Origin of the sequence: Martinezella lusitana (assembly GCF_016901135.1) — a bacterium.
GTDB lineage: Bacteria > Pseudomonadota > Alphaproteobacteria > Rhizobiales > Rhizobiaceae > Rhizobium > Rhizobium lusitanum_D.
The window spans coordinates 757,548-772,772 of the sequence record NZ_JAFEVL010000048.1; the positions used below are offsets into that span (position 1 = coordinate 757,548).

14 protein-coding genes are annotated in these 15,225 nt (G+C 58.8%); 4 read left to right on the forward strand and 10 right to left on the reverse strand.

Annotated features, from left to right (window positions below):
* Positions 1-24 precede the first annotated feature (24 nt).
* Positions 25-375 (forward strand): VOC family protein, encoded by a 351-nt coding sequence (locus JTP94_RS24440; protein ID WP_204852992.1) that lies wholly within the window; start codon positions 25-27, stop codon positions 373-375.
* Positions 376-380: 5 nt separating this feature from the next.
* Here the strand turns inward: JTP94_RS24440 and phnF are convergent, their stop codons facing one another.
* From phnF to JTP94_RS24460, 4 genes are all read right to left on the reverse strand, one after another.
* Positions 381-1,109 carry a phosphonate metabolism transcriptional regulator PhnF gene (gene phnF, locus JTP94_RS24445; RefSeq protein WP_204852993.1) on the reverse strand — a complete coding sequence of 243 codons (729 nt, stop codon included), beginning with the start codon at positions 1,107-1,109 and terminating at the stop codon, positions 381-383.
* 4 nt (positions 1,110-1,113) lie between these two features.
* Positions 1,114-1,797, reverse strand: coding sequence for a bifunctional 2-polyprenyl-6-hydroxyphenol methylase/3-demethylubiquinol 3-O-methyltransferase UbiG (locus JTP94_RS24450; protein ID WP_204852994.1), 684 nt, complete (start codon positions 1,795-1,797; stop codon positions 1,114-1,116).
* A 111-nt stretch (positions 1,798-1,908) separates the two neighbouring features.
* The gene (locus JTP94_RS24455) at positions 1,909-2,307 is read right to left on the reverse strand and encodes a VOC family protein (protein WP_204852995.1); all 399 of its coding nucleotides are present in this window, start codon (positions 2,305-2,307) and stop codon (positions 1,909-1,911) included.
* 102 nt (positions 2,308-2,409) lie between these two features.
* Positions 2,410-2,835 (reverse strand): tautomerase family protein, encoded by a 426-nt coding sequence (locus JTP94_RS24460; protein ID WP_204852996.1) that lies wholly within the window; start codon positions 2,833-2,835, stop codon positions 2,410-2,412.
* Positions 2,836-2,955: 120 nt separating this feature from the next.
* On the opposite strand from JTP94_RS24460, the gene JTP94_RS24465 reads away from it, so the two are divergent.
* Positions 2,956-3,558: a TetR/AcrR family transcriptional regulator gene (locus tag JTP94_RS24465; protein WP_204852997.1), complete on the forward strand. Its 603-nt coding sequence runs from the start codon at positions 2,956-2,958 to the stop codon at positions 3,556-3,558.
* A gap of 79 nt (positions 3,559-3,637) precedes the next feature.
* Here JTP94_RS24465 and JTP94_RS24470 read toward each other — a convergent pair whose 3' ends face one another.
* From JTP94_RS24470 to JTP94_RS24490, 5 genes are all read right to left on the reverse strand, one after another.
* Positions 3,638-4,642, reverse strand: coding sequence for an ABC transporter ATP-binding protein (locus tag JTP94_RS24470; RefSeq protein ID WP_204852998.1), 1,005 nt, complete (start codon positions 4,640-4,642; stop codon positions 3,638-3,640).
* A 12-nt stretch (positions 4,643-4,654) separates the two neighbouring features.
* Positions 4,655-5,719, reverse strand: a complete 1,065-nt coding sequence (locus JTP94_RS24475) for a Gfo/Idh/MocA family protein (protein ID WP_204852999.1) — start codon at positions 5,717-5,719, stop codon at positions 4,655-4,657.
* A complete protein-coding gene (locus JTP94_RS24480; RefSeq protein ID WP_204853000.1) occupies positions 5,716-6,555 on the reverse strand; it encodes a carbohydrate ABC transporter permease in 840 nt (279 codons plus the stop codon). The genes JTP94_RS24475 and JTP94_RS24480 overlap by 4 nt, the downstream gene beginning before the upstream one ends.
* A 12-nt stretch (positions 6,556-6,567) precedes the next feature.
* Positions 6,568-7,521 (reverse strand): carbohydrate ABC transporter permease, encoded by a 954-nt coding sequence (locus JTP94_RS24485; protein ID WP_204853001.1) that lies wholly within the window; start codon positions 7,519-7,521, stop codon positions 6,568-6,570.
* Between the two features lie 202 nt (positions 7,522-7,723).
* Positions 7,724-8,983: an ABC transporter substrate-binding protein gene (locus JTP94_RS24490; RefSeq protein WP_204853002.1), complete on the reverse strand. Its 1,260-nt coding sequence runs from the start codon at positions 8,981-8,983 to the stop codon at positions 7,724-7,726.
* Positions 8,984-9,529: 546 nt separating this feature from the next.
* Between JTP94_RS24490 and JTP94_RS24495 the strand changes: the two genes are divergently transcribed.
* Together JTP94_RS24495 and JTP94_RS24500 are read left to right on the forward strand one after the other, a co-directional pair.
* Positions 9,530-10,414, forward strand: a complete 885-nt coding sequence (locus JTP94_RS24495; RefSeq protein WP_204853003.1) for an N-acetylglucosamine kinase — start codon at positions 9,530-9,532, stop codon at positions 10,412-10,414.
* A complete protein-coding gene (locus tag JTP94_RS24500; protein WP_034504185.1) occupies positions 10,411-11,175 on the forward strand; it encodes a GntR family transcriptional regulator in 765 nt (254 codons plus the stop codon). Before JTP94_RS24495 ends, JTP94_RS24500 begins: the two co-directional genes overlap by 4 nt.
* Before the next feature lie 136 nt (positions 11,176-11,311).
* Here the strand turns inward: JTP94_RS24500 and metH are convergent, their stop codons facing one another.
* Positions 11,312-15,088 (reverse strand): methionine synthase, encoded by a 3,777-nt coding sequence (metH, locus tag JTP94_RS24505; protein ID WP_204853004.1) that lies wholly within the window; start codon positions 15,086-15,088, stop codon positions 11,312-11,314.
* Positions 15,089-15,225 lie beyond the last annotated feature (137 nt).

Sequence of the window (15,225 nt, forward strand, 5' to 3'; positions counted from 1 at the left end):
TCCATTTCTCAAGGGAGAGAATCAGTGACCGTTCTACGCATAATCCCCAATTTGCCCGCCGCCGATCCCGCCAGCGCTCGCCTGTTCTACGGTGAGCTGCTCGGCCTCGACATCGTCATGGATCACGGCTGGATCCTCACCTTCGCTTCCGAAGCCGCAACGGTTCCGCAGATCAGCGTTGCCAGCGAAGGCGGTTCGGGAACGATTGTCCCCGATCTCTCAATCGAAGTTGATGATGTCGACGAGCTCTACCTGCGCGCCACATCAATGGGCTTCGGCATCCTGTACGACCTGACGGATGAGCCCTGGGGCGTTCGTCGTTTCTACGTCCGCGACCCGTTCGGCAAGGTCGTCAACATCCTCTCGCATCGCTAGGCCTGCTACCGCAATTCGACATTGAAGGTGATGCGCTCCGCCGGCCAAATCGATTCCGCGTAGGCTATGGGCACGCCATCGGTATCGACATCCACCTTGCGGGTAACGAGCAGCGGCGCCGATTTGGGCTGTCGCAACAGCCGCGCTTCCTCGGCCGTCGGCATGCGCGCCTCGATCTCGGTCGACAACCGTTCATAGTCGGAGATGCCATAGCTAGCGAGCGCCGCCGTGATCGTCGGATATTGCAGGCGGACCTTGTCGAAATCCGGAAAGCGCTCCGCTGGATAATACGTGTCACCCAGTTCGACGGGAACGCCATCGGCCGTCATGACGCCACATCGATGGATGACAGGCGCACCCACCGCAAGCTTCAATTGCGCGGCAACACGTTCCGTCGCCGGCAGGACTTCATGAACCAGCAGTTCGCCACCGGGCTCGAAGCCCTGCTCGATCAGGTTCTTGGAAAAGCGGGTTCGTTTCGAGAGCGTGTAGTCGAGCGCACCCCTGTGCACGAAAGTTCCCCGGCCCTGTTCGGCGCGCACCAGCCCGCGCTGCTCCAGATGCCCAAGAGCTTGGCGAACGGTGAAACGGCTGACGCCGAAACGCTCCATCAATTCAGGCTCGGTCGGCAATCTCGCCCCGGGGGCAAAGATCCCGGCAGCAATATCAGCCGCCAGGATCTCGCCGATCTGATGCCAGAGGGCGCTGCCGCCCTTGCGATCGATCGTCTCCATATCATCAGCGCTTTTGGAGCCGGAACAGCAGCTTGTATTCGGCCGGATAGCTCAGCGCATCGAGAATGCTCGGATAATATTTCCGATCCTTCGTCGCCCGCACGAAGCCGTCATAACCGAAGCGCCTGACGGAAACATCAAAGCCGGCCGCCACGAAGGCGTCGATATAATCCTGCGGCGAGCGATCCTGCACCGGTGCATTGCTGTTGCCGCCGATCAGCTCGCGCCATTTTGGCCAGAGCGGCATTTCATTGTGGCATCCGGTAACGGCGTAGTAGACGCCGCCATTGCGCATGACCTGGAACATCTGTTCGGCATGCTGTCGCAGCTCCGGCAGCAGGTAGACGACCTCATAGCTGAAGGCCACATCGAAACTATCGGCAAAAGGCGACAGATCGGTCGTCACATGAAACTGCAGCGGCATGTTGCCCACCGCAGCAACAGCTGCTGCCACCGACTCCGAAGCAATATCGATACCGACACCGCTGCGGAAAGGCCGCAGGGCATAAAGCAGCCGCAGGAAGCCGCCGCGATTGCAGCCGAAATCCAAGACGGTTTTCGACGAGAAATCTCGCTCCGGGACCGTTTCGATGAAATGCCGCCAGTAAGGACTATGCGATTCCGCCATCGCGGTATCGCCCTGCGGCTCTGTATGCCACGTTGCATAAATGGACGCTGCGTTTGTCATGGTGCGCTCGCTGTTGGAGTGGACTGAGCCCGTGATAGCGTAGCTTCGTGACAACCGCATGAATTCGTCCGGACGACCGGACTATTAGATTCAAACCCGTACCATTCGAGATCACGATCGCGCGCAGTCCACCATCCACTGAACGCCGAACCGATCCGTGAGCTTGCCGTAATAGCTGCCCCATGGCTGGACGGCGAGCGGCGTCGTCACCGTGCCACCTTTAGCCAGCAGAGAAAAAATCCTGTCGGTGCTGTCGCGATCATCCATGACAAGCATATGGGCGGAGCCGCGCATCGGCTCGGCATCGTGATTGTCGGATGCAAAGAACAGCACGCCCGGCCCTTCGAAACGCGCGTGCATCACCCTGCCCCGCACCGCATCTACAGCAAGTGGCATCCCATCGGCACCGTGGCGGATCAACAGCGTAACGCGGCCAAGCCCGCAGGCGGTATAGAAGGCGAGCGCCTCCTCACAATGGATCGTGAAGAACAGATAATTGGCGAGTTGCATGTCCTGCCTCCTCTTGCTGTCGGACCACGATGGCTCAGCACGCACCGGTCCGACATCCCTATGAATTCTGTCGCTTCAGGCGGCGTTGAGCCGAGGGATCACCTAGGACACTGCGGCATTTTGAATGGCGCCGACCAGATTGGCATTGCTGTAGCTATGCCCTGCAATGCCCCAGGCTCCGTCCGGCGCGTAGACTATGTTCGACCAGATGTGCTCACGCTTGATCCGCCCTTCGGCCGCCTCCTCGACGATATCGGTCGCCCTCTCGATGAAGGCTCGCTTGGCTTCCAGCGTCGCAAGCGCGATCTCGGGCAGCTTGAGCTCGATGAAGGCCGCCGCGACGGGCTTTCCAGCCGCCAGTACATGTTCGGCCGGAAGCACATTGATCGTTCCGATGACATTGGCCGTCATGAAGACATTTCCGGTCAAGTCGGCAACATCGAGGACCGCGTCGGTCAAGCCGGCAAAAGCCTGCGCTTGCGCTTCAGGCGAAAGCAACCCTTCGGGGACTGTAAGCGTAATAGGCATGTGACATCTCCTTGTTGGACCTGCGGCGGCAATTGATATATACCGATCACTCTTTATCAATACATGCCGATCGCTCTCTATGCAATCAATAAAGAGAGATCACTCTCAATGGAGGTAGCAATGCGCTATAGCGCCGAACACAAGCAGGAGACCCGAACGCGGGTCATCGCGGCCGCCGGGCAAGTATTTCGAAAGGAGGGTTATGGCGGGGCGGGCATCGATGCCCTGACGAAAGCGGCCGGCGTCACCAACGGCGCCTTCTACGGGCACTTCAGGTCCAAGGGCGAAGCGTTTCGTACAGCTGTCGTGGAGGGATTGGAGGAGCTGCGTCAAGGGATCGCGGCACTCAAGGAAAGCCAGCCGAAAGACTGGGTGAAGGCCTTCGCCAGCTACTATCTCGGCTACAAGCGCACCTGCGATCTCGGCGATAGCTGCACCCTGCCAAGCCTCTCGCCCGATGTCATGCGTGCGGACGACGAAACGCGCAAAGCCTATACTGCGGAGCTGAGAAAGCTCATCGCGGATGTCGCGACCGGCCTGCCGGAGAGCAAGGAAATGAGCTTAACCAAAACAACGCAGGAGGATCAGGCGATCCTTCTGCTCGCTATGCTCAGCGGCGGCGTCACGCTTGCGCGCGCCGTTTCCGATCCCGCGCTTTCCGAGCGTATCGCCGAAATCATCGAGCAGGCCGCGCTGACCGTAGGCAGCCCCTCGAACCCCTGAGGCGAATGATCTTCCACCACACTCACTGGGCAAGAGACGTCCGAGACGAAGCGTCCTGCTTCGCCTCGATTGCAGCAGATTACGCCCGGATCGCTTTGTCGTTCGCATCGAAACGATGCATGTGGCTCGTGTCCGGCGTCGCATAAACCATCTCGTCCGGCTCGTACTGGTGCTCACCGAAGAGGCGTACGGTCAAAAGGCCTGTCATGTCGGATTCGAGATAGATGATCGTATCAGCACCGAGGTGCTCGACATGGATGACCTTGGCCGACCAGGTGCCCTGATCGCGCGACAGCGTAATGTGCTCCGGGCGAATACCAACGGTTTTTGCGCCGCTTTGCCCCAGTTTCTCGGCCGCAACGAAATTCATCTGTGGTGAACCGATGAAGCCGGCGACGAAGACGTTGGCCGGGCGATTATAGAGTTCCATCGGCGAGCCGATCTGCTCGATCGCGCCGGCATTGAGCACAACGATCTTGTCGGCAAGGGTCATCGCCTCGACCTGGTCGTGGGTGACATAGATCATCGTCGCCTTGAGGCTACGGTGCAGACGGGCGATCTCCAGGCGCGTCTGTACGCGCAAGGCCGCATCGAGGTTCGACAACGGCTCATCGAAGAGAAAAAGCTCCGGTTCGCGCACGATGGCGCGGCCGATGGCGACGCGCTGGCGTTGGCCGCCGGAAAGTTCGGCTGGCCGACGCGCGAGATAAGGCTCGAGCGACAGCATGCCGGAGGCCTTCCCGACGCGGCTTTCGATCTCGTCCTTCGCAGTGCCGGCCTGCTTCAGGCCCAGTCCCATATTGTCCTTCACCGTCAGGTGCGGATAGAGCGCATAGGACTGGAAGACCATGGCGATGCCGCGCTTGGCGGGCGGCGCTGTCGTCACGTCCTCGCCGTTGATCAGGACGGCACCCGCAGTCACGTCTTCGAGGCCGGCGATGCTGCGCAGAAGGGTCGACTTGCCGCAGCCCGAAGGACCTACGAAGATGACGAACTCGCCGTCCTTCACCTCGAGATCGATGCCCTTCAGCACATCATGCGTGCCATAGGCCTTGTGGATGGATTTCAGTTGAAGCGATCCCACAGTCTCTTATCCTTACAAATAAACGGGCTTGCCGGTACGCACGCTCTCGTCGGCGGCGAGGCAGATGCGCAGCGATTGAACGGCGTCTGCCATGTGGCGGTCGAGGTTTATGTCTTCGCGGATGGCCTTCAGCATGAAGGCCTGCTCGAGATCGCAGAGCTCCTGATGGCCGGGCTCGCCGTCCATGTGCAGATCCTGATCTGGTCGGATGAACTGGCCATTCGGCCCGGTCTCGGCATTGTGCAGACGGATGACGGAGGTCTTGGTGTGCGTGTCGATGTCGTCTGACTTGGCGTTCGGATCCATGACGATCGACACCGCGCCATTCGGCGACATCACATCTTTCACAAAGAACGCTGTTTCGGAAATCATCGGTCCCCAGCCGGCCTCATACCAGCCGACAGAACCATCCTCGAAGATCACCTGCAGATGGCCGTAATTATACATATCCGGCTTGATCTCGCTCGACAGACGAAGGCCCATGCCGCGCACCTCGACAGGCTTGGCATCGGTGATCTGGCACATGACGTCGACATAGTGCACGCCACAATCGACGATGGGTGAAGTCGTGCGCATCAGCGCCTTGTGCGTCTCCCAGGTCGGGCCGCTCGACTGCTGATTGAGGTTCATGCGGAAGACATAGGGGCCACCAAGCTTGCGGGCCTCGGCAATCAACCGCATCCATGATGGATGCTGACGCAAGATATAGCCGATGACCAGCTTCTTGCCCGCCTTCTTCGCCGCTGCGACGACGCGCTCGGCATCTTCGACCGTCGTTGCGAGTGGCTTTTCGACGAAAACATGGCAACCCGCTTCGAAGGCCGCAACCGCATAATCGGCATGGCTGTCGGAATAGGTATTGATCGAGCAGAGATCCGGCTTCAATTCCTGCAACGCCGTCTCGAAATCCGGATGGATCGTGTAACCCCGCAGCTCGTCCGCAAGCTCTGGCTTGGAGCGATTGACGAGGCCGATGATCTCGAACCCGGGATTGTTGTGATAGGCGAGCGCATGGCTGCGGCCCATATTGCCAAGGCCGGCAACAAGAACACGGATCGGCTTTTCGGATACGCTCACTTAACTGCTCCGGAGGTAATGCCACGAATGAGTTGGCGCGAAAAGATGACGTAGAGTATGAGGATCGGCAGGATGGCAAGCGTCAGCGCCGCCAGCACGGCGTTCCAGTTTGTGACGAACTGACCGATGAAGATCTGTGACCCGAGCGTCACGGTTTTCGTCGCTTCGCTCGGGGCCAGGATCAGCGGGAACCAGAGGTCGTTCCAGATCGGGATCATCGTGAAGACGGCGACCGTCGCCATGGCCGGGCGAACCAGCGGTAATACCAAGCGGAAGAAAATGGCGTATTCGCTGAGACCATCGATGCGACCGGCATTCTTCAGGTCATCGGAGACGGTCCGCATGAATTCCGAGAGAATGAAAACCGCGAGCGGCAGGCCTTGCGCCGTATAAACGAGGATCAGCGCCGTCAGCGTGTTGACGAGGCCGGCGGCAACCATGCCTTGCAGGATGGCGACGGTCCCGAGCCGGATCGGGATCATGATACCGATCGCCAGATAGAGACCCATGAACGTATTGCCGCGAAAGCGATATTCCGACAGCGCGAAGGCAGCCATCGCGCCGAACAACAGGGTGAAGATGATCGAGACGATCGTCACCACGAAGCTGTTCTGGAAATAGGTCAGGAAATCGCCCTGCTTGAGGACGGTATTATAACCGATCATGCTGAACGAGGATGGTGTCGGGAGGCTTAGCGGCGCACGGAAGATCGATGCGCGATCCTTGAACGAATTGATGATGGTCAGGAACACCGGGAAAAGGGCGACAAGCGTATAGGCGATCAACGCTAGATGCACGAAGCCGGTGCGGACAAGGGAAGTGCGGGCCTTGGACATGGTCGCCTCTCTTCAGAACTGGTAGCGGCGAATGCGCCGCTGGACGATGAAAAGATAGAACGAGACACCAGTCAGGATGATCAGGAACATGACAGTCGCGATCGTCGCCCCCATGGAGCGGTCTCCGAGCTGAAGCTGGAAGCCGAAGAAGACGCGATAGAGCAGCGTGCCGAGAATATCGGTCGAGCCATCCGGCCCGGCCAGCGCGCCCTGCACGGTGTAAACCAGATCGAACGCATTGAAATTGCCGACGAAGGTCAGGATCGAGATGATGCCGATTGCCGGCAACACCAGCGGCAGCTTGATCTTCCAGAACTGGCTCCAGCCGGTGATACCATCGCATTCGGCCGCCTCGATGACCTCTTCGGGAATGTTGAGCAGGGCGGCATAGATCAGCATCATCGGGATGCCGACATACTGCCAGACCGAGATGAGCGCGACGGTGATCAGCGCCGTGCTCGGCCTGCCGAGCCAAGGCGCGAAGAACGACTTAAGGCCGATCATGCTCAGCAACTCAGGCGCCACACCCCAGAGAGGTGACAGGATCAGTTTCCAGATGAAGCCGACAACGACAAAAGAAAGCAGCGTCGGCAGGAAAATGGCGGTGCGATAGAAAGCAACGAAACGCAGCTTCGGCAGAGACAGGAGCGCAGCGAGCGCGACGCCGATCGGATTCTGCACGCACATATGGATGGCAAAGAAGACCAGGTTGTTACGCAGCGCATTCCAGAAATCATGCGACCAACGTTCGTCGCCGAACAATACCTTGAAATTGTTTAGGCCAACGAAAACCGGTTGATTGTCGACGACGTTGTAAAGCGACAGCCGCAGCGTCTCGATCAGAGGCAGGATCATGACCGCCGTATAGACGACGAAAGCCGGAAAAAGGAAAACGAGGATATGCCAGCGCTTCGCGCGCCTGACCGGCATGACCTCAAGGGCGTCTGATATCGCGGCGTCGCTCATGGCTTTCTGCCTGTTTTTGTTGGCTGCCTGGCGAAGCGGCAGCTCTAAGGTTCAAATCCACCCGCTGTCCCGGCTCTGCAGCCAGATCGAAACGACGTCGGGCGTGTCGCGATGCAATGGCGAGACGATCGCCAATCCAATTATCCATGATAAAGAAAAAGGGAGAGGAGCCCGAAGGCCCCTCGCCCACTTTGCGCAATGATTACTTGCCAGGCTTGTACCAGCTGTCGAGGCCCTTCTGCAGCTTTGCAGCAGCCTGATCCGGCGTATCCGTAGCATTGATCACGTTTGCGGATTCCGTCCAGGTTTCGTTTTCCAGGTTCGGCGTGCCGCGCGACAGGATCTGATACGTGGAGCGAACGGTCGACTTGTGATCGTTGCGCCAGGAGACGAATTCCTGAGCAAGCGGATCGCTCATCTTCACCGGATGCGAATTCAGGCTGAAGAAGCCCGGCAGCGAATTGGCGTAGATGGTGGCGAACTCGTCGGAAGCGACCCAGCTCAGGAACTTCTTGGCTTCTTCCTGGTGCGCGCTCTTCGTATTCAGGCCGACGCCGATATCCGGATGGTCCGAGATATAGGCGGTGTCACCAGCCTTTGCGACCGGCGGCGGGAAAGCACCCATCTTGAACTGCGCCTGGGTGTTGAAAAGCGCGATTTCCCAGGAGCCGGCCGGATAGATCGCAGCCTTGCCGAGCGTGAAGAGGTTCTGGCTGTCAGCGTAGCCCTGAGCCTCGAAACCATCGCCGAGATAAGGCTTCCACTTGGCAAGTTCCTTGTAGGGATCGACCCACGGAGCGTCCGTCAGCTTTTCCTTGCCGGCGATAAGAGCCTCGCGGCCGTCCTCACCCTTCCAGTAGTTCGGGCCGATATTCTGATAGCCCATGGTTGCGGCTTCCCACAGGTCCTTGGTGCCCATGGCCATCGGAATATAAGTGCCGTCAGCCTTGATCTTGTCGAGAAGAGCGAAGAACTCGTCGCGCGTCGCCGGCACCTTCAGGCCGAGCTTGTCGAAGGCGTCTTTGTTGTAGATGAAGCCATGGATGACCGAGGCCATCGGCACGCAGAAGGTCGACTTGCCGTCATCGGTGGACCATGCGGCCTTGGCGACTGCCGAGAAGTTCTCCATGCCCTTCAGGCTCGTCAGATCGGCAAGATGCTTCTTGTTGAAGAGGTCGAGCGAGGCGTCGAACGGACGGCAGGTGATGATGTCACCCGCCGAGCCGGCATCGAGCTTGGCGTTCAGCGATGCGTTGTACTCGGTCGGAGCCGTCGGCGAGAAAACGATCTTGATGCCGGGGTTCTTCGCTTCGAAAGCCGGGATGATCTTGTCCTGCCAAATCTGCAGGTCGTCGTTACGCCAGCTTTCAACCGTCAGCGTTACATCAGCCGCATGTGCGAAGCTGACCGAGGTCAGCAGGCTGGATGCAAGAAGCAAGCCTTTCAGAACATTATTTTTCATTTCCCTCTCCTGTTTTCGACGCCTGTAGCAAGGCGCTGTTTTCGATCTGAAAATCCGCTGGCCTGTCTGAAGAAACGGTCAGCGCTCCATAGGGACCGCCAGTGCTGCCGACCCCCCATACAAAGGGCTTCAGAGGCACCTCGCCTGATCGGCCCGATCAATTGCCGTCTGCCGCCAACCGGACAGAGACGCTGCAAACACCACGCGGGAAATTCATGACAAACGCCGAAGGACGGACCCTCCTGATCCAAACGGCCTGGGACAACGATGGAGGTTCAGCCTTCCGCTTCGCCTGCCGGCTGTTGTTGTTCTGCCGGTTCCGCCGATGTCTGTTCGCATTGTTCCCTTGGTGAGAATTAAGGCCAAAAAAATACCAATTGTCCAGCCGAATTTAACCTTCGGATACAAAAAGAGCGGGCAAAAAAAATTTAATAATATATTTCAATATGATAGAGGGACGCAAAAATGGAGGCGTTGCCTATTGGTAAATGGTATTTTTTTGGTATTGTATACGAAGATGGGGAACGGGCGGTATCCGGAGGCATGATGGGGCAGTTTGCAATAGGCATCGACGGTGGAGGAACGAGCTGCCGTGCCGCCGTAATAGACGGGACGGGCCAAGTTCTCGGCACTGGCAAAGCTGGGGCCGCAAACATTCTCTCCGATCTGGAAAACTCGCTGATCAATATCGTCGCGTCGGCCCGACTGGCATTGACGAGCGCAGGTCTCAATCCTGAACAGGTTTACAAGTTGCCTGCTGTTATCGGCACGGCCGGTGCTAATGTCGGCAATTACGGAAAACGGGTTGAAGGCGCCCTTCCCTTCGCGAGCTCTCGCGTGGTCACCGACGCGACGATCGCGCTTCAGGGCGCGCTCGGTGATGCCGATGGGATCATCGGCGCCTTCGGCACCGGCTCCGTCTACAACGCTCGCCGCGACGGCAGGAGTTGGGGCATCGGCGGATGGGGCTTTGTCATCGGTGATCAGGCGAGCGGCGCCCGCCTTGGCCGTGATCTGCTTGAACGCGCCCTTCTGGCGCATGACCGGGTGACGACGACCTCACGGCTCACGGATGCGATCATGGCCGAATATGGCAATGATCCGGAGCGCGTCGTCGAATTTGCGCATGCATCCAAGCCAAAGGATTTCGCGCGCTATGCGCCGGTCGTATTCGACTATGCTGGGATGAATGATGCAATCGCCATCGATATCGTCAAGACAGCCGCGAAGGCCATAACCGAAAGCCTGGATGCCCTGCTTTGGCCTGAATGCCCTTCGATCTGCCTCCTCGGCGGCCTTGCCCCGGCCTATCGTCCCTGGCTCGATGCGCGCCACAAAGCGCTTCTGGCCGAACCCAAGGGCGACGTGCTGCGTGGAGCGGTGGAATTGGCGGCAAAACTGCTACGGGATGGAGAGGAAAACAGGGCATGACCGAGGATTTGAGCGCCATCTTCTCGCCAGAACGCCTGTCAGGCGGCGGCCCCGGCCCGCTCTACGTCAAGCTGCGACGCACGCTCGAAGAGGCCGTGAAGGTCGGAAGGTTGAAGCAGGGCGATGCGCTTCCGCCCGAGCGCGATATCGCCGAATTTGCCGCCGTCAGCCGCGTTACCGTGCGCAAGGCGATCGACGAGCTTGTCGCCGAAGGTATTCTCGTGCGCCGCCACGGGTCGGGCACCTTTGTGACAAAGCCCGTATCCAAGGTGGAACAACGGCTATCTCAGCTCACCTCCTTCACCGAGGACATGGCCCGGCGCGGCATGACCGCACGTTCCGAATGGCTGCACAAAGGCATACATACGCCGTCTCCCGATGAAATGATGATCCTCGGCCTTGCCGCCGATACCAAGGTTTCCCGGCTTAGCCGCTTGCGCATCGCCGACGATCAACCGCTGGCAATCGAGCATGCCAGCGTATCCGGCGAATTTCTGCCTGATCCATCGGTCGTGACGACATCGCTCTATGCGGAACTTGAAAAGCGGCAGGTCCGCCCCGTGCGCGCCGTACAGCGCATATCGGCAACCAATATGAAAGAGTCCGATGCGGGGCTGCTTGGCGTTCCCGTCGGAGCCGCCGGCCTTTCGATCGAACGCATTTCCTATCTCGGCTCGGGCCGAGCCGTGGAATTCACCAGGTCGCTTTATCGCGGAGATGCGTATGATTTCGTCGCAGAGCTAACGATCAGCGCGACCTAGATTCATTCGGTATCGATCGAAGATTTACTTTCATAATCAAATGGATATCGCCGCAAAATGAATCAAATTGCGGCGATAACGGCATACGGAATCAGTCTATGAGCGAAACGCTCCAAGGCGTTGAAACGACTCGTGATCACGCCGCATCATCGACCGCTGTGTCGGCCTTCGCCGGCACATAGTTCAGCACCGGGCCAAGCCAGCGTTCCACCTCTGCAACGGACATATCCTTGCGGCTCGCATAGTCCTCGACCTGATCGCGCTCTATCTTAGCAACGCCGAAATAGTAAGAGTCGGGATGTCCGATATAAATGCCTGAGACGGAGGAGCCGGGCCACATCGCATAGCTTTCCGTGAGCCTGACACCCGCTGCCGCTTCGGCATCGAGCAGCCGGAACAGCGTTTCCTTTTCGGTATGGTCGGGCTGTGCCGGATAGCCGGGCGCCGGGCGAATACCGGCGTAAGCTTCGGAAAGAAGCTCGTCGCTGGAAAAATTCTCGTCTGTGGCGTAGCCCCAGAACTCGCGTCGCACCCGTTCGTGCATCCGTTCGGCGAAGGCTTCGGCAAAACGGTCGGCAAGCGCCTTCACGAGGATCGACGAATAATCGTCATTGGCGCGTTCGAAGCGCTCGGCAATAGCGACTTCCTCGATACCGGCCGTGACGACGAAGCCGCCGACATAGTCGGCCACACCGCTCGAAATCGGCGCAACGAAGTCCGAAAGAGCGACATTCGGGCGGCCGTCGCGCTTCGACAGCTGCTGACGCAGCGTGTAGAAAGTGGCAAGCTCGCGATCACGGCTCTCATCCGTGAACAGCCTGATATCGTCACCAACTGTACCGGCCGGCCAGAAGCCGATGACGGCGCGAGGGCGAAACCAGTTTTCCCCGATGATCTTTTCCAGCATCGCCTGAGCATCGGCGTAAAGCTGCCGTGCCGCCTCACCCTGCTTTTCGTCTTCGAGGATCGCCGGAAAACGGCCCTTCAGCTCCCATGTCTGGAAGAAAGGTGTCCAGTCGATGTATTTGGCCAGCTCCGCCAGATCGTAGTTTTCGAACACCTTTGTCCCAAAGAACTGCGGCTTGACGGACTTATAACTCGCCCAATCGACCTTACAGGCGTTCTCGCGAGCTCTCGCAATCGGTAGGCGCACCTTCTCCGCCTCGCTACGGGCATGAGCGGCCGCGACCTTGGCATATTCTGCCCTGATGGTGTCGACATAGCCCTGCTTGGCATCCGGCGACAGCAGCGCCGAGACGACGCCGACAGCACGGCTGGCGTCGGTGACATAGACCGTCTGCCCCTTCTCGTAGCGCGGATGGATCTTTACCGCCGTATGCACACGGCTGGTGGTCGCACCGCCGATCAGTAGCGGAATATCAAAACCCTGCCGCTCCATTTCCGAAGCGACATGCACCATTTCGTCCAGGGAAGGCGTGATAAGGCCGGAAAGACCGATGATATCCACCTTCTGGGCGATGGCCGTTTCGAGAATCTTCGTCGCAGGCACCATGACGCCGAGATCGATGATTTCGTAGTTGTTGCACGCGAGCACGACGCCAACGATGTTCTTGCCGATATCATGCACGTCGCCCTTGACCGTCGCCATCAGCACCTTGCCTGCGGCCTGGCGTTCGCCGCTGCCACCATTGGCCAGCTTCTCCGCCTCCATGTAGGGCAGCAGCACGGCAACAGCCTGTTTCATGACGCGGGCGGACTTCACCACTTGCGGCAGGAACATCTTGCCCGCACCGAAAAGATCACCGACGACGTTCATGCCGGCCATCAGAGGGCCTTCGATGACATGCAGCGGCCGCGCGACCGTCTGACGCGCTTCCTCGGTATCCGCCTCGATATAGTCGGTAATCCCGTTGACCAGCGCATGCTCCAACCGTTTTGCGACGGGCCATTCACGCCAGGAGAGATCCTGTACCTTGGCCTCCCTGCCGCCGGTTCCACGAAAGCGCTCTGCAACCTCAAGCAGCCGTTCCGTACTATCCAACCGGCGATTGAGGACGACATCTTCACAGGCCTCCCGCAATTCGGGATCGATATTGTCATAGACCGCGAGCTGACCGGCATTGACGATGCCCATGTCCATACCCGCTTGAATGGCGTGGTAGAGGAACACGGCATGCATTGCCTCGCGGACCGGCTCGTTGCCGCGGAAGGAGAAAGACAGGTTCGACACACCACCGGAGATGTGCACCAGCGGCATGATTTGGCGGATCGTTCGCGTCGCCTCGATGAAGTCGACACCGTAGTTGTTGTGTTCCTCGATGCCAGTTGCAACGGCGAAAATATTCGGATCGAAGATGATATCTTCTGGCTGTAAGCCTGCCGTTTCCGTCAGCAGCTTGTAGGCACGCGAGCAGATCTCGACCTTGCGTTCATAGCTGTCGGCCTGGCCCTGTTCATCGAACGCCATCACCACAACGGCGGCGCCGTACATGCGCATCAATCGCGCCTGCTTGAGGAAATTCTCCTCGCCTTCCTTCAGCGAGATCGAGTTGACGATCGGCTTGCCTTGCACGCATTTCAGGCCAGCCTCGATGATCGAGAATTTCGAGCTATCGATCATCACGGGAACGCGGGCAATATCCGGCTCGGCGGCGATCAGGTTCAGGAACTCGACCATCGCCCTTTCGGAATCGATCAGGCCCTCGTCCATGTTGATGTCGATGACCTGCGCGCCGTTCTCGACCTGATCGCGGGCAACGGCAAGTGCTGCCGTATAGTCGGCATTGGTGATCAGCTTACGGAATTTCGCGGAGCCGGTGACGTTGGTGCGCTCGCCGACGTTGACGAAGGGAATGTCCTTGGTCAGCTCAAACGGCTCCAGACCGGAGAGCGACATAAAGGGGCGGTGCTCGGCAAGCTGGCGCGGCGGATATTTCGACACCGCCTCAGCGATCGCAGCAATGTGCTCGGGCGTGGAGCCGCAGCAGCCGCCGACGATGTTGACAAGGCCCTCGCGCGCGAACTCCTCGACTTGAGCCGCCATCATATCAGGCGTTTCGTCATATTGGCCGAACTCATTCGGCAGACCGGCATTGGGATAAGCGCAGATGAAGGTATCGGCAGCAGCCGAAAGCTCCTGCAAATGCGGGCGCATGGCATTGGCCCCGAGTGCACAGTTGAGGCCGACGGTGAAGGGGCTGGCATGACGCACGGAATTCCAGAAAGCCGACGGGGTCTGGCCGGAGAGCGTGCGGCCGGAAAGATCGGTGATCGTTCCGGATATCATGACAGGCAGGCGGATGCCTTTGGCGTCAAACCGTTCCTCGCAGGCGAAAATCGCCGCCTTGGCGTTCAGCGTGTCGAAGATCGTCTCGATCAGGATGATGTCGGCGCCACCGTCGATCAATCCGTCGATCTGCTCACCATAGGCCAGACGCAGATCGTCGAAACTGACGGCGCGATAACCGGGATTGTTGACATCGGGGGAAATCGACGCAGTGCGGTTGGTCGGGCCGATGGCACCGGCAACAAAACGGCGCTTGCCATCTTCTCGCTCCGCGCGGATCGCCGCACGGCGGACGATCGCGGCGCCCTCCTTGTTGAGGTCGTACACCGCGCCTTCCATCTGGTAGTCCGCTTGCGCAATGCTCGTGGACGAGAAGGTGTTGGTCTCCAGGATATCGGCGCCCGCCTTGGCATAACGATAGTGAATTTCTTCGATCGCATCAGGCTGGGTCAGAATGAGGAGGTCATTATTGCCTTTTTGATGACAGGCGCAGCCTATGAAACGGTGACCGCGAAACTGATCCTCGTCGAAACCGAGGCCCTGGATCTGCGTGCCCATGGCGCCATCAAGCACGAGGATTCGCTCGCTCGCCGCCTTTCGCAAGGCATCGAATATCTCGCTACCATCGCGCTTCGCTGTCTCGGAACCAAAAAGATTGTCAAACATAAGCGAATTCCTCTGGCCTGATTGCGCCTCAACAATCAGATCACATAAAGATATCTTTATGTCAACATATCTATGCTTTAGTTGAGCGCAGCACAAGCATGCCGCTTCTATAGTTTGCTCCCTTTCCGAAAAATACA

Coding starts and splice junctions, on each gene's coding strand:
- phnF (WP_204852993.1), bottom strand. CDS start 1,109: ATGGAGACGATCGATCGCAAGGGCGGCAGCGCCCTCTGGCATCAGATC.
- JTP94_RS24450 (WP_204852994.1), bottom strand. CDS start 1,797: ATGACAAACGCAGCGTCCATTTATGCAACGTGGCATACAGAGCCGCAG.
- JTP94_RS24455 (WP_204852995.1), bottom strand. CDS start 2,307: ATGCAACTCGCCAATTATCTGTTCTTCACGATCCATTGTGAGGAGGCG.
- JTP94_RS24460 (WP_204852996.1), bottom strand. CDS start 2,835: ATGCCTATTACGCTTACAGTCCCCGAAGGGTTGCTTTCGCCTGAAGCG.
- JTP94_RS24465 (WP_204852997.1), top strand. CDS start 2,956: ATGCGCTATAGCGCCGAACACAAGCAGGAGACCCGAACGCGGGTCATC.
- JTP94_RS24480 (WP_204853000.1), bottom strand. CDS start 6,555: ATGTCCAAGGCCCGCACTTCCCTTGTCCGCACCGGCTTCGTGCATCTA.
- JTP94_RS24485 (WP_204853001.1), bottom strand. CDS start 7,521: ATGAGCGACGCCGCGATATCAGACGCCCTTGAGGTCATGCCGGTCAGG.
- JTP94_RS24490 (WP_204853002.1), bottom strand. CDS start 8,983: ATGAAAAATAATGTTCTGAAAGGCTTGCTTCTTGCATCCAGCCTGCTG.
- JTP94_RS24495 (WP_204853003.1), top strand. CDS start 9,530: ATGGGGCAGTTTGCAATAGGCATCGACGGTGGAGGAACGAGCTGCCGT.
- JTP94_RS24500 (WP_034504185.1), top strand. CDS start 10,411: ATGACCGAGGATTTGAGCGCCATCTTCTCGCCAGAACGCCTGTCAGGC.
- metH (WP_204853004.1), bottom strand. CDS start 15,088: ATGTTTGACAATCTTTTTGGTTCCGAGACAGCGAAGCGCGATGGTAGC.